Raw genomic sequence first — 14,472 nt, 5'->3', positions numbered from 1 at the left:
TTCATTCCGGCAGGATCGTCTCCGTGCGGCCTGCGAGATAGTAGGCCGTAAGCCCGATCCATTCGCGGAGCGCGGTGGTGGTCAGCTGCGCATTCGACGACGGCTGGGTGAAGTCCAGTTGCAGCGAGGCCATGCCGCTTGTGCGGTAGTCGGTCGGCCAGGGGACGACGTCGAGACCCGCCTTGCGAAAGAGCCCCATGGCGCGCGGCATGTGAAAGGCGGAGGTGACGAGCAGGCAATCGTCAAGACCGTTCTGTACCAGCAGGTCCCTGGTGTTCTCGACATTTTCGAAAGTGGTGCGCGAGGCCTCCTCCTGGATCAGCCGGACCGGCGAGATGCCGTAGGCGGCGAAGAAGGCCGCCGATACCGTGGCGTCGCCGGCATAGCGGCCGCTGAAGGAACCGTCACCGCCGGAAACCAGCACCCGGGCCTCGGGATAGGCCTGCAGCAGGCGCAGCGTCTCGACGAAGCGATCGCCGGCCTGGTTCATCTCGACGCCGCCGCGGGCGGCGATCACCTCGGCCTCGAAGCTGCCACCGAGCACGATGATGCAGCGCGGGCCGCCAACGGGCAGGGTCGAGCGGGCGAAGCGGTCTTCCAGCGCCTGCAGCATGACCGTGCCGGCGCTGGTATAGAGCGTGACGAAGAGGATCGCGGCGGACAGCAGCATGAAGGTCGCCTGAAGGCGCCTGCGTCCGAGCCAGCCGAACAGGAGCGCGACGACGATGGCGAAAAAGGCCAGGGAAAGCGGCTGCGCCGCCAGCCAGAAGAACTTCGATGCGTAGTAGCTCAAGGATGCCCCGTCGTTGTCACCGGTCCGGCGAAATGCCGAATCGCTGCCGGAAAGGCAATCACGTCGCGCCCGTCAAGAAAAGGATCGGCAGCGTCCAGGACGATGACAACGCGGTGATCGGCCGCCGGTGAACGTTCCGCGCCGAATGCGGAAAGGACCGCAATGACGGCTCAGCGGCGGCTCCAGAGCACCTTGAAGCGGGCATTGCGGCAGGCTTCGCCGCTCTCCTTGAAGGCTTCCTTGAGCACCGGCTCGTAGGGCAGGCCGCGATTGGCGACGAGCAGGAGGCGGCCGCCGACCTTGAGCGACTTCGCCGCCATGCGGATCATCGCAGCACCCAGCCCGTGGTCGGCCGCGTGGCCTTCGTGGAACGGCGGGTTCATGACGATCAGGTCGTAGTGGTCGCGCGGCTGTTCGGCGGTCAGGTCCTGCCAGTAGAAGCGGGCCGGCACGTCCGGGCAGTTCTCGGCCATATTCTCCTTCGCTGCTTCCAGCGCGTTGTAGTCGGCCTCGAACAGGTCGACGCCCTTCAGGCCGGGCGCGCGCTCGCCAAGAAGCACGGAGAGATAGCCCCAGCCGGCGCCGAAATCGGCGGCGTGGCCGCGGAAATCCTCCGGGATGCGGGATGCGAGCAGTTCCGAGCCCTCGTCGATGCGATCGTGCGAGAACATGCCCGGCGCGGCAGTGAAGCGGCCGGCGACCCGGACGGCATGGGACGACAGTGCCGTGACCGCCTCGGCAGCATCCGCCGGGCGCGCGAACCAGAAGGCGACGCCATGATATTTCGGCGCGTGGTCGCCGCCGAAGCCGAAGCGGTCGATGCGCTTGCGCAGCGACTGGATGCCGTCCTCCTTGCCGCCGGCGATCACGATCGTCCCGCCGGCCTGCACACGCCGCAGCGCCTCGGCTATGCGGTTTTCGTTTTCGCCCTTGTGCTTGCCGCAGAGCACGAGCGCGCCGTCATAGCCCTCGCCCTCGATCGTGGGCGTCACGCTTGCGCGCGCCGCCTCGAGTGCGCGGTAGAGCGGGCGAAGCGGCTGCACGGCATCGATCCCGGCCGCAAACCCCTCGGGCAGGCGCTGGCCTGCCTCGGCGCCCAGGAAGAGAAAGCGCTGCCCCTCGCCCGGCAGGTCCAGCAGACCGGCGGCGAAGGGGTGGTAGAGGGTCTTAAGCGCGTCGCGGCTCATTGCGGGATCTTTCGGGCGTGCGCGGCTTCACCGCGTCGATGGCAAACAGGTCTCGATACGAAAAGGGGCGCGGAACGTGCTGCTCCGCGCCCCATGGATCGGTAAGTCAGAACTTACTCGGCAGCTTCGCCGCCGTCGCTCTTCTTATCGGCCGCGATTTCCTTGCCGGTCGCCTGGTCGACGACCTTCATGGAGAGGCGGACCTTGCCGCGCTCGTCGAAGCCCATCAGCTTGACCCAGACCTTGTCGCCTTCCTTGACCACGTCGGAGGTCTTGGCGACGCGCTCGGAAGCGAGCTGCGAGATGTGCACGAGGCCGTCACGCGGGCCGAAGAAGTTGACGAAGGCGCCGAAGTCGGCGGTCTTGACGACCGTGCCCTCGTAGATCTGGCCGACTTCCGGCTCGGCGACGATCGAGTGGATCCACTTGCGGGCCGCTTCGATCTCCTTGGCCGAGGACGAGGCGATCTTGATGGTGCCGTCGTCTTCGATGTTGACCTTGGCGCCGGTCTTCTCGACGATCTCGCGGATGACCTTGCCGCCCGAGCCGATGACTTCGCGGATCTTGTCGACCGGGATGTTCATCACTTCGATGCGGGGAGCGAACTCGCCGAGTTCGGCGCGGCCTTCGGTAATGGCGTTGGCCATTTCACCGAGGATGTGCTTGCGGCCGCCCTGCGCCTGGCTGAGCGCGACCTTCATGATCTCCTCGGTGATGCCGGCGATCTTGATGTCCATCTGCAGCGAGGTGATGCCGTCGGCGGTGCCGGCGACCTTGAAGTCCATGTCGCCGAGGTGGTCCTCGTCACCGAGGATATCGGAGAGAACCGCATAGCGGTCGCCCTCGAGGATCAGGCCCATGGCGATACCAGCAACCGGCTTTGCCAGGGGGACGCCGGCATCCATCAGGGCGAGCGAGGTGCCGCAGACGGTGGCCATCGAGGACGAGCCATTGGACTCGGTGATCTCGGAGACGACGCGCAGCGTGTAGGGGAACTGCTCGGCGGTCGGCAGCATCGGGCGGATAGCGCGCCAGGCGAGCTTGCCATGGCCGATTTCGCGGCGGCCCGGGGAGCCCATGCGGCCCGTTTCACCGACCGAGTAGGGCGGGAAGTTGTAATGGAGCAGGAAGCGCTCCTTGTACATGCCGGTCAGGCTGTCGACATACTGCTCGTCCTCGCCGGTGCCGAGCGTGGCGACGACGATCGCCTGGGTCTCGCCGCGGGTGAAGAGTGCCGAACCGTGGGTGCGCGGCAGGATGCCGACTTCGGAGACGATCGCACGGACGGTCTCGAGATCGCGGCCGTCGATGCGGCTCTTGGTGTCGAGGATGTTCCAGCGGACGATCTTGGCCTGCAGGTGCTTGAAGACGGCGCCGATGACTTCAGCGGAGAACTTCGGCTCGACGCCCTCGGGGAAGAAGTGCGCCTTGACCTTGGCCTTGACGGCGTCGACGGCAGCGTAGCGGTCGGCCTTCTGGGTGATCTTGTAGGCGTCGCGCAGTTCGGCTTCGAACAGCTTGAGCATCTCGGCCTCAAGCTCGGAATGGTCTTCCGGCTGGAAGTCGCGCGGCTCCTTGGCAGCCACTTCGGCGAGCTTGATGATCGCGTCGATGACCGGCTGGAAGCCCTTGTGGCCGAACATGACGGCGCCGAGCATGACGTCTTCGTTCAGTTCCTTGGCTTCGGATTCCACCATCAGGACGGCGTCCTGGGTGCCGGCGACGACGAGGTCGAGAACCGATTCGTCCATCTCGTCGAGATGCGGGTTCAGGACGTACTCGCCGTTGATGTAGCCGACGCGCGCGCCGCCGACCGGGCCCATGAAGGGAACGCCGGAGATCGTCAGCGCTGCGGAGGCTGCAACCATCGACAGGACGTCGGGATCGTTCTCGAGGTCGTGCTGGACGACGGTGACGACGACCTGGGTGTCGTTCTTGTAGCCTTCAGGAAACAGCGGGCGGATCGGGCGGTCGATCAGGCGGGAAACGAGCGTTTCCTTTTCCGACGGACGGCCTTCGCGCTTGAAGTAGCCGCCCGGGATCTTGCCGGCGGCATAGGTCTTTTCCTGGTAGTTGACGGTGAGCGGGAAGAAGTCCTGGCCCGGCTTCGGCGCCTTGGCGGAGACGACGGTGGCGAGAACCACGGTCTCGCCGTAAGTCGCGAGAACGGCGCCGTCAGCCTGGCGGGCGATCTTACCGGTTTCCAGCTTGAGCGGACGGCCCGCCCATTCGATTTCAACCGTATGGGTATCGAACATGTCTTGTCCTTAGCGTTTGCGGAGACGCTCACCGCCGCCTTGTCGGCGCAGGTGGCTCTATCCGCATTCATGACGCATCATGGGCAAGACAACGGGAGGCTTCGACTTCCTGGCCACGCCACCCGGCCATGGCGCTTCCCGCCACGCCGGATACAGGCGAGCGCCTGAAGCATCCTGCAATCCTGCCCCATGACAGGTCATCGGTTGTTCCGCAGGACCGGCCCACCCGGCCTGCTGGAGTGTCGAGTTCCGATGATCGGAACGTCTGCGGAAACAGTCCCGCAGATAGCACTGACGGGCGTCCCGCGAGGAACGCCCGTCAGAAATGATTAGCGGCGGATGCCCAGGGCAGCAATCAGCTTGCTGTAACGGGCTTCGTCCTTCTTCTTGAGATAGTCAAGAAGCGAGCGGCGGCTGGAAACCATCGTCAGAAGGCCACGACGCGAGTGGTTGTCCTTCTTGTGGTCCTTGAAATGGCCGGTCAGGTTGTTGATGCGCTCGGTGAGGATGGCAACCTGGACTTCCGGAGAACCCGTATCGCCTTCGACGGTCGCATATTCCTTGATCAGCGCAGCCTTGCGCTCGGCAGTGATCGACATCGGTGATCCTTTCTGAAATGGAGGACTTGGGTCGCCAACCGCCGGGATGTCGTCCAGCGATGGCCATGAAGGCAGGCGGAACCGGGTCCGCATGCTGGCGCTGCCTATAAACCATTCAATGGAGAAAGGGAAGGGCCGTCGAATTGTGCATTCCCGGGCCTCTCGCCCCCTTGCGATGCCTCAACCTTCGCCACCCGGATCGTCCTGATCGGAAAGATCGGTCCGCAGTTGCGACAGCGGGATCCGGACCCGCCATTCGATGCCGTCGGGATGCATCTGCCGTTCCAGTTCGGCCTGCAGCGCCATGCCGAGCATGCGTTCCAGCACGATGCTGCCGAAGCCCTTGCGCTGGGGGCCATCCGCAGGCTTCTCGATATCCGCGCCGCGCTCGCGCCAGACGAGCGCCAGCCGGTCGTCGTCGATCGACCAGGTGAGATCCACCCTCCCGCGGTCGTTGGCGAAGGCACCGTATTTCGAGGCGTTGGTGGCAAGCTCGTGCAACGCCATGCCGAACGTCTGGGCCGTCTGGCTGTCGAGGCGGATCGAGGGACCGTCGATGTGCACGCGCGCGGCATCGTCGGGGGCAAACGGCTTCAACTGGTTGCGCGCCAGTTCGGCCAGTTCCACTCCTTGCGCCGCGTGGGCGATCATCAGGTCGGTCGAGCGGGCGAGGCCGGCGACGCGCTTGCGGAAGGCATCGGCGAAGACGGTCGCGGATTCGGCGGTGCCGGCCGACTGGTTCAGCATGGCCTGGATCACGGTCAGCTGGTTCTTCGAACGGTGCGCCACCTCGCGCATCAGGAAGCGGACCTCGTTTTCCGCCCGGGCGCGGGCATCGGCGGCTTCCGACAACGCCCTGGAGACCGTGTCGAGCTCGGAGATGACATGGCGGCGCGGTGGCACGGCTTCGCCCATGCCGAGCCGCGTGGCATCGCTGGCCAGAAGCTTGACGTCGCGCGAGAGCGCCCTGGCGATCAGGATGGCCGCGCCCGCGGCCAGACCGGCGAAGACGGCGCCGCCTGCGGCCAGCCAGAGGAAGGAGGCGGTCGCCGGCCTTTGCACGTCGGACGCCTTGGCCCAGGCGACGATGCGCCATCCGGTCAGCGCGGAGAAATCGGTCACGACCTGGTAGTCGGTATTGTCGTGGCGGATGCTGGCGAGCCCGATCCTGAGCGCCGGGACGAGCGGCAGGAAAAACGGCTTGCCGACAGCATCGGGGCCATCGGTGGAGACGATGACGACGCCGGCGTCGTCCACCACCGCCGCGTTCCAGCCCGGAGACAGGATGTCCCGGTTGACGACACTGGTGAAGTTCTCGGCGTTCTTGGTCAGGGTCAGGAGCACCTGCTCGCCGGTCGAGAGCGTCTCCGGCATGTGGACGTTGAACACCCATTTCTGCGCGGTCTGCCCGAAGAACAGGTTGGAGACGGCAGGCTCGCCGCTGGCGAAGGCCTTGTCGGCAGTCGTCCGGTCCGACATCTCGCCAAGCGGCGTTCCATACGGCACGCGGGTGTTCAGCCTTTGGTGATAGTTCCGGTCGATCACCAGCAGATAGGAATTGGTCCCCGCCAGCGCCTTCTCCGCCTGCTCCTGAAGCCCGCGCATGTCGCCACGCGCCAATTGCTCGGAGGCGGTGAAGAAGGAGAGCGTCGACAGCATGGTGGTGACTTCGCGCTCCATCACCCGGCCGACCGCGCCGGTCGAGGTCCGCAGGAGCGATTCCCGCACGCGTTCCTGCGCCTCGTTGGCGCGGTTCAGCACGACGGCAGCGAAGATGAAGGCCGGAACGACGGCGAGCAGGATCAGCCAGACCAGGTAGAAGACGACCGGATGGCGCATGCGCTTGCGCCAGTCCGAACCTGCCTTGCCGGATGCGCCCGTCTTTACCGTTTCCCTGACGCCCAAGATCGTCACCCGATGACCTTTCCCCTCCGGCGCTCGACGAGCGACCGGTGCCGCCCGCCCGGATGGCCGGTCGGCATTCCATTCGCCCTATTGAGCCCATGGGGATCTACGAAATCAAGCCGGCATCCCGACCAATGTTCGGCGCTGTCCGAATTTGGGTCACCCGAACGGACCGATGGCGACCGCTGCCGGCGTTTGCCGCGCCATTTCCGTTAGCCGGCGAACACGCGCTTGGGACGGAATTCGCCGCCGTCGACCTCGCCGATCGCCACCAGCCTGCCACGCGCCGTGGCATAGGCCTCGTCGGCGGAGACCGGCGCGTCGCGGCCGCGCAGGATGATCGGATTGCCCATGCGCAGGCGATGGGCCTGGTCGTCGCTGACGACGATCTGCGGCAGGTTGGACAGCGCCTCGCCGGTATCGATCAGGAAGGCATCGAGCGCTGCCAGCCTTTCGGCCTCGTCTTCGATCTCCTCGAGCGCGGTCAGGTCGGCCAGGGGTACCATCGCATCCTCGCCGAAGGGGGCGACATAGGTGCGGCGCAGTTCGGAGACATGGCCGAAGCAGCCGAGGTCGCGGCCGAAATCGCGGGCGAGCGCGCGCACATAGGTGCCCTTGCCGCACTCGACCTCGAACCTTGCGGTGTTCGCATCCGGGCAGCCGACCAGGGTCAGGCGGTGGATCTCCACCTCGCGCGAGGGGATCTCCACCGTCTCGCCGTCGCGGGCGATGTCATAGGCGCGCTCGCCGTCGATCTTGATGGCGGAGAACTGCGGCGGCACCTGCTGGATCACGCCGGTATAGCCCGGCAAAAGGGCCGTGATATCTCCTGCCGTCGGACGTTGCTCCGACGCACGGGTCACCTCGCCCTCGAGGTCGTCGGTCGCGCGCTCCTCGCCCCAGGTGACGGTGAACTCGTAGATCTTACGCCCGTCCATCACATAGGGAACGGTCTTGGTGGCGTCGCCGAGCGCGATCGGCAGCATGCCGGAGGCGAGCGGATCGAGCGTGCCGGCGTGGCCGGCCTTCTGGGCCTTGAACAGCCACTTGATCTTGGAGACGGCTTCCGTGGAACCGAAATCGAACGGCTTGTCGAGGATCAGCCAGCCGGAGACCGGGCGGCCCTTGGGTTTGCGAGGTTTGGACATCGGTTCTTCTGTTATTGTTCGTCGGTGTCATCGAGGTCGCGCGCGACCTCGGGCGAGCGCAGGAGTTCGTCGATCTTCTTGTAGTTGTCGAAGCTGGTGTCGTCGCGGAAGCGCACCTCCGGCATGTACTTCATCTGCCTGAGCTGCGGGCCGAGCCGGCCGCGGATGAACTTCGCATTGCGGTTGAGCGCCTCGATGATGGCGGCATGATCTGCGACGCCGAGCGGCGTCACGAACGCCGTCGCGTGCTTCAGGTCGGGCGACATGCGGACTTCGGAAATGGAGATCACCGTCTTCTCGATCAGCGGATCGCGGACTTCGCCGCGCTGCAGGACCTGGGTGATCGCCGCGCGAACCTGCTCGCCGACGCGCAGCATGCGCTGGGAGGGCGCGGAGGACGTTGCTCTGGTCATCGTCGTTACCTTGTAAAAAAATGCGAGCGCCGAAACCCTCCGGCGCCCGCATGACAACTGCCTGGACGAGCCGTTACAGCGTGCGCGTCACATGCTCCACGCGGAAGCACTCGATCGTGTCGCCGGCGCGGATGTCCTCGTAGTTCTCGAAGGCCATGCCGCATTCCTGACCGGACTGCACTTCGGAGACCTCGTCCTTGAAGCGCTTGAGCGTCTTGAGCTTGCCTTCGTGGATGACGACGTTGTCGCGCACGAGGCGGACGCCGGAGCCACGCTCGACCTTGCCTTCGGTGACGCGGCAACCTGCGACCTTGCCGACCTTGGTGATGTTGAACACCTCCAGGATCTCGGCATTGCCGAGGAAGGTCTCGCGGCGCTCCGGAGACAGGAGGCCCGACATCGCCGCCTTCACGTCATCCACCAGATCGTAGATGATGTTGTAGTAGCGGATCTCGATGCCCTCGCGCTCGGAGAGGCTGCGGGCCTGCGCGTTGGCACGGACGTTGAAGCCGATGATCGCCGCATTCGAGGCTTCCGCCAGCGAGATGTCGGATTCGGTGATGCCGCCTGCGCCGGAATGGACGATGCGGGCACGGACCTCGTCGGTACCAAGCTTGTCCAGCGCGCCGGCGATCGCCTCGATCGAGCCCTGCACGTCACCCTTGATGACCAGCGGGAACTCCTTCATGCCGGAGGACTGGAGCTGGGTCATCATCTGTTCGAGCGAGCCACGCGAACCGGTCTGGCGGGCAACCTGCTTCTCGCGGGCGAGACGCTGGCGATATTCGGAGATCTCGCGGGCGCGGCTCTCGTTCTCGACCACGGCAAACTTGTCGCCGGCGGCCGGCGTTCCGGAAAGACCGAGGACCTCGACCGGCGTGGACGGGCCGGCAGACTTCACATGCTCGCCCTTGTCGTTGACCAGCGCGCGCACGCGGCCCCACTGGTCGCCGGCGACGATGATCTGGCCCGGCGTCAGCGTGCCCTTCTGGACGAGGACGGTTGCGACCGCACCGCGACCGCGGTCCAGCTCGGCTTCGACGACGACGCCCTCGGCCGTCCGGTCCGGATTGGCCTTGAGGTCGAGGATTTCCGACTGCAGCAGGATTGCCTCGAGCAGCTTGTCGAGATTGGTGCCGTTCTTGGCCGAAACCTCGACGTCGAGCACCTCACCGCCCATGGATTCGACGAAGACCTCGTGCTGCAGAAGCTCCGTGCGGACCTTCTGGGCATTGGCCGTCGGCTTGTCGATCTTGTTGATCGCCACGATGATCGGCACGCCGGCCGCCTTGGCGTGGTTGATGGACTCGATCGTCTGCGGCATCACGCTGTCGTCGGCGGCCACCACGAGGATGGCGATGTCGGTCGCCTGCGCACCGCGGGCACGCATGGCGGTGAACGCGGCGTGGCCGGGCGTGTCGATGAAGGTGATCTTGTTGCCGTCCTGCTCGACCTGGTAGGCGCCGATGTGCTGGGTGATGCCACCGGCTTCGCCGGCGACCACATTTGCATGGCGGATCGCATCGAGCAGCGAGGTCTTGCCGTGGTCGACATGGCCCATGATGGTGACGATCGGCGGACGCGGCTGCATCACCGCTGCGTCGTCGGCAACGTTGAAGATGCCTTCCTCGACGTCGGATTCAGAGACGCGCTTGACCGTATGGCCGAATTCGCCGGCGATGAGCTCTGCCAGGTCGGCATCGATCAGGTCGCCCGGCTTCATCATCTGACCTTCCTTCATCAGGTACTTGATGACGTCGACGGCGCGCTCGGACATGCGCTGCGACAGTTCCTGGATGGTGATGGTCTCGGGCAGGACGACCTCGCGCGAGATCTTCTCGCGCGTCTCCTGCATCATGGAGCGCTTGAACTTCTCCTGGCGGCGACGGATCGAGGCGAGCGAGCGGCCGCGCTGCGCGCCGTCCTCGTCGGTCGAAGCGGTCGTGAGCGTCAGCTTGCCCTGGCGGCGGCCCTCGTCGCCCTTGGGGCGGGCCGGAACCTTGGCAGGCTCGGGACGCGTGACCTTGCCGCGCGCCGGAACACCGGCGCCACGCGGGCGGGCCTCGTCTTCTTCCTGCTCGCGGCGGCCGCGGACGCCGGCGGGTGCCGGGGTTGCTGCTGCCGGCGTTGCGGGGCGGACACCGGCAGGGCGCGGGGCTGCGACCGGCGCCGCCTCGGCAGCGGCAGCCGGCGGCGCAACCTCGACGGTCTCGCCGCGGGCTTCGGCCTCAGCCTTGCGTTCGGCCTCTTCCTTCTCGCGCAGGACGCGGGCTTCTTCTTCGGCCTTGCGGCGCGCCTCTTCCTCGACCTTGCGGCGGGCTTCCTCCTCCGCACGGCGGCGGGCGTCCTCGGCCTCGCGCACCTGCGCGTCGGCGAGCGCCCGGCGACGGGCCTCGACCTCTTCCGGCGAAAGCTGGTTCAGGACGACGCCGACGCGCGGACGCTGCGGCTCCTGACGCGGCGGCGGGGACGGCTGCTGACGCACCGGCGCCTGCTCGGCAACGCGCGGCGCCGGCGTCACCGGCTGGATCGCCGGCCGCTCGTCTTCCGGGCGCGACGGACGGCGCTTGCGGGTCTCGACCACGACAGCCTTCGTGCGGCCACGGCCCATGTCCTGACGCACGGTACCCTGCTGAACCCCGGAGGGCTTCAGGGTCAGCGTCTTCTTGCCCGCTACGCTGATCGTCTTGTCGTCTTTGTTATCGGTCATTCCGTATCCGTTCCGTTAGATCAGGGCCGGATGCGTATCACCAGACCCTGTCGTTCAATTCCTGTCGATCGACGCGCTTGATGCCGGTTTCGGCCGGTCACCCGCGTCATGACTTTGGCTGGCGAGCGTCGCCCTGCGCCCGGACCGAGCCATCGCCACGGTACTTTTCGAGCATGATTGCGCGCTTCACTACACCCTCACCCGCCTGCCCTGCAAGCGCTGCCGCATGGATAAAAGCATTCTGGCCCAAAAGCCCTTCCATTTCCGCCGCGGTCGCGAAGCGGAAGGAGGCAATCTCCTCGTCCTCGTCGGCGGCATACCTGTAGGCCTTCCGGGCCTGGTCGATCTTGCGGACGCCGTCGGCTGCGGCATCGGCTGCGTGAAAGACGGCGAGCGCGGCACCGCCGCGAACCGCCTTGTCGACATTCATGCCGCCGGTGACGAACTGGCCGGCCTTGCGGGCCAGGTTCATCATGCCGGCGAGTTGCGCCAGAAGAAGACGATCGACGTCCGCGCCGAGTTCGGCGGACGCCTTCACGTCCGACTTCAAAGCCCGCGCGAATGCCTTCTTCGCCACTGCCTTGTCGACCAGCGCGCGCTCGGCCTTCACCCAGCAGCCGCGGCCCGGCAGCTGGCGCTTCAGGTCGGGGACGACGCTGCCGTCCGGACCGGCGACAAAACGGATGAGCGCATCGGGATCTCCGCTCTCGCGGGTGACGATGCACATGCGGCCGTTCTCGCCGTCGTCCTTCCTGTTCTTCTCGGGCAACGGCTTCTCCGGCTGCTGCATTGCGGGAAGAGGACGCCCGTCAGGCGTCCTGCTCCGCACCCTCGACCACTTCCACCGGGGCGTCCTCGGCGGCGAGGTCTTCCTCGGTGATCCAGCCGGCGGCAAGCCGCGCCTGAACGATCATGGCCTCGGCCTCGGCGCGGGAAACCTCGAACTTCGAGAACAGACCCTCGAACTTCTTCGTCTCGCCGTCCTTGCGCTCGGACCAGCCGACCAGGTCGTCCGCGGCGCAGCCGGCGAAGTCCTCGATCGTCTTGATGCCGTCTTCGCCGAGAGCGACCATCATCTGCGAGGTCATGCCGTCGATCTGGCGCAATTCGTCGGCGACGCCGAGCTCCTTGCGCTTGGCATCCATCTCTGCCTCGAGGCGCTCGAGGAACTCACGGGCGCGGGTCTGGATCTCGGTTGCCGTGTCTTCGTCGAAACCGTCGATCGAGGCGATTTCGTCGAGATCGACATAGGCCAGCTCCTCGACGGCGGCGAAGCCTTCGGAGGCCAGCACCTGGCCGACCATCTCGTCGACGTCGAGCGCGTCCATGAAGAGATTGGTGCGCTCGTTGAATTCCTTCTGGCGGCGCTCGCTCTCTTCCTGCTCGGTGAGGATGTCGATGTCCCAGCCGGTCAGCTGCGAGGCGAGGCGGACGTTCTGGCCGCGACGGCCGATGGCGAGCGACAGCTGCTCGTCCGGAACCACGACTTCGATGCGCTCCGCATCCTCGTCGAGAACGACCTTGGCAACTTCAGCCGGCTGCAGGGCGTTGACGATGAAGGAGGCCGGATCCTGGCTCCACGGAATGATGTCGATCTTCTCGCCCTGCAGCTCGCCGACGACGGCCTGGACGCGCGAACCGCGCATACCGACGCAGGCGCCGACCGGATCGATCGAGCTATCGTTCGAGATGACGGCGATCTTGGCGCGCGAACCCGGGTCGCGGGCAACCGACTTGATCTGGATGATGCCGTCGTAGATTTCCGGCACTTCCATGGTGAAGAGCTTGACCATGAACTGCGGATGGGTGCGCGACAGGAAGATCTGCGGGCCGCGCTGTTCGCGGCGGACGTCGTAGACAAAAGCACGGACGCGGTCGCCGTAGCGCATGTTCTCGCGCGGGATCATCTCGTCGCGGCGGATGATGCCTTCGCCGCGGCCGAGGTCGACGATGACGTTGCCGTATTCGACGCGCTTGACGGTGCCGTTGACGATCTCGCCGACGCGGTCCTTGTACTCGTCGAACTGACGATCACGCTCGGCCTCGCGCACCTTCTGCACGATCACCTGCTTGGCCGACTGGGCGGCGATGCGGCCGAAATCCATCGGCGGCAGCGGATCGGCCATGAAGTCGCCGATCTTGGCGTCCGGGTTGCGATCGCGGGCCAGTTCCAGCGGGATCTGGGTGGAATAGTCCTCGGCCTGTTCGACGACTTCCAGCAGGCGCTGAAGCCGGATCTCGCCGGTCTTGGAATTGATGTCGGCGCGGATGTTCGATTCCGAACCGTAGCGCGAGCGCGCCGCCTTCTGGATGGCGTCGGCCATCGCGGCCAGAACGATTTCGCGATCGATGACCTTTTCGCGGGCCACGGCATCCGCGATCTGCAGAAGTTCGAGCCGGTTAGCGCTGACTGCCATTGTCTCAAGTCTCCGTTGTGATACCGGTCGCTACCGCCGGCCATGGGGAGCGGGCCTGCCGCTCCGGTTCCATCCTCAAACGCCGCCATCGACCGGAACATCCGGGCCAGAGTGGCTGCGCACTCACTGAATTATTCGCCGTCCTCGTCGTTCTGGTTCGCGGCCTGCGCCTTCGCCGCCTTGTCGGCGCGCAGGGCATCGCGGATCAGGTCGTCGGTCAGGATCAGCTTCGCCTCGGCCAGCGCCGAGAACGGGATCGCGACGGTCGGCTCCTCGCCATAGGCGGGCTGGTCGCGCTCGACCGTGAAGCCATCGGCATCGGCGGAAGCGATCTTGCCGCGGAAGCGCTTGCGGCCATCGATCAGGATCGACGTCTCGCACTTCACCAGGTGTCCCTGCCAGCGCGCGAAATCCGACTTGCGGACCATCGGCCGGTCGATCCCCGGCGACGACACCTCGAGATGATACGCCTTGTCGATCGGATCCTCAACGTCGAGGACGGGCGAGATCGCCATGGAGACGGCTTCGCAGTCCTCCACCGTCATCGTGCCATCGGCCCTCTCGCACATGATCTGCAGCGTTAGCCCATGCTGCGCCGACAGGCGAACGCGCACCAGACGATAACCGATCTGCTCGATCGTCGGCTCGATGATATCGGCCACCCGCCGGTCGAGACCGGTCTCGACGATCAGCCGCGGTTCGTTTTCCTGTTCCGTCATCGTCACTTCCCTCGCCGTCCATGACCCTCCGACAAGAGGGTCGTGCGGCGCACAGTTCCGAAACCATTGCCGGCAAAGGCAGGCCTGCGGAGCGTCGTTCATCATGCGCCCGACCGGGCCAATAAAAAAGAGCGGGTCCGGTGCGGGCCCACTCTTCATCAAACCGATCAAGAATTTGACGCTGATATATACGCCTTCGCCGGTCTTTGCAAGGTCGGCCGGGTCGCAGGCCCAAAGGGCGGAAAAATGCGACCGGGCTTCCGGGTTGCCCTTGCCGCCCGCCGCCACCTCGCTATCTTGTCTCGCGAACGAGAAAACGAGAA

General features: G+C 65.9%; 11 protein-coding genes. All 11 read right to left on the bottom strand.

Annotated features, from left to right (window positions below):
* Position 1 precedes the first annotated feature (1 nt).
* Complete coding sequence (locus tag OCK02_RS09350; RefSeq protein WP_263812818.1) at positions 2–793, bottom strand: YdcF family protein; 792 nt, start codon at positions 791–793, stop codon at positions 2–4.
* Between the two features lie 170 nt (positions 794–963).
* Positions 964–1,980 (bottom strand): class I SAM-dependent methyltransferase, encoded by a 1,017-nt coding sequence (locus tag OCK02_RS09345; protein ID WP_263812817.1) that lies wholly within the window; start codon positions 1,978–1,980, stop codon positions 964–966.
* A 113-nt stretch (positions 1,981–2,093) separates the two neighbouring features.
* Entirely contained in the window at positions 2,094–4,238 is a 2,145-nt protein-coding gene (gene pnp / locus OCK02_RS09340; protein ID WP_263812816.1) for a polyribonucleotide nucleotidyltransferase, read from the bottom strand.
* A 329-nt stretch (positions 4,239–4,567) separates the two neighbouring features.
* Complete coding sequence (gene rpsO / locus OCK02_RS09335; RefSeq protein WP_230807809.1) at positions 4,568–4,837, bottom strand: 30S ribosomal protein S15; 270 nt, start codon at positions 4,835–4,837, stop codon at positions 4,568–4,570.
* Positions 4,838–5,017: 180 nt separating this feature from the next.
* On the bottom strand, positions 5,018–6,751 hold the full coding sequence (locus tag OCK02_RS09330; RefSeq protein ID WP_263812815.1) for a sensor histidine kinase: 1,734 nt from the start codon (positions 6,749–6,751) through the stop codon (positions 5,018–5,020).
* Positions 6,752–6,954: 203 nt separating this feature from the next.
* Positions 6,955–7,890 (bottom strand): tRNA pseudouridine(55) synthase TruB, encoded by a 936-nt coding sequence (gene truB / locus OCK02_RS09325; RefSeq protein WP_263812814.1) that lies wholly within the window; start codon positions 7,888–7,890, stop codon positions 6,955–6,957.
* Between the two features lie 11 nt (positions 7,891–7,901).
* The gene (gene rbfA, locus OCK02_RS09320; RefSeq protein ID WP_263812813.1) at positions 7,902–8,303 is read right to left on the bottom strand and encodes a 30S ribosome-binding factor RbfA; all 402 of its coding nucleotides are present in this window, start codon (positions 8,301–8,303) and stop codon (positions 7,902–7,904) included.
* A gap of 73 nt (positions 8,304–8,376) precedes the next feature.
* Entirely contained in the window at positions 8,377–11,013 is a 2,637-nt protein-coding gene (infB, locus tag OCK02_RS09315) for a translation initiation factor IF-2 (protein ID WP_263812812.1), read from the bottom strand.
* A gap of 106 nt (positions 11,014–11,119) precedes the next feature.
* The gene (locus tag OCK02_RS09310) at positions 11,120–11,803 is read right to left on the bottom strand and encodes an RNA-binding protein (RefSeq protein WP_263812811.1); all 684 of its coding nucleotides are present in this window, start codon (positions 11,801–11,803) and stop codon (positions 11,120–11,122) included.
* 19 nt (positions 11,804–11,822) lie between these two features.
* Positions 11,823–13,430 (bottom strand): transcription termination factor NusA, encoded by a 1,608-nt coding sequence (gene nusA, locus OCK02_RS09305; RefSeq protein WP_263812810.1) that lies wholly within the window; start codon positions 13,428–13,430, stop codon positions 11,823–11,825.
* 131 nt (positions 13,431–13,561) lie between these two features.
* Positions 13,562–14,149 carry a ribosome maturation factor RimP gene (gene rimP / locus OCK02_RS09300; protein WP_230807816.1) on the bottom strand — a complete coding sequence of 196 codons (588 nt, stop codon included), beginning with the start codon at positions 14,147–14,149 and terminating at the stop codon, positions 13,562–13,564.
* Between the last annotated feature and the right edge of the window lie 323 nt (positions 14,150–14,472).

Source organism: Rhizobium sp. TRM96647 (genome assembly GCF_025780115.1).
In the GTDB taxonomy this organism is placed as follows: Bacteria; Pseudomonadota; Alphaproteobacteria; order Rhizobiales; family Rhizobiaceae; genus Mycoplana.
This window is presented reverse-complemented; position numbering and strand designations above follow the sequence as displayed.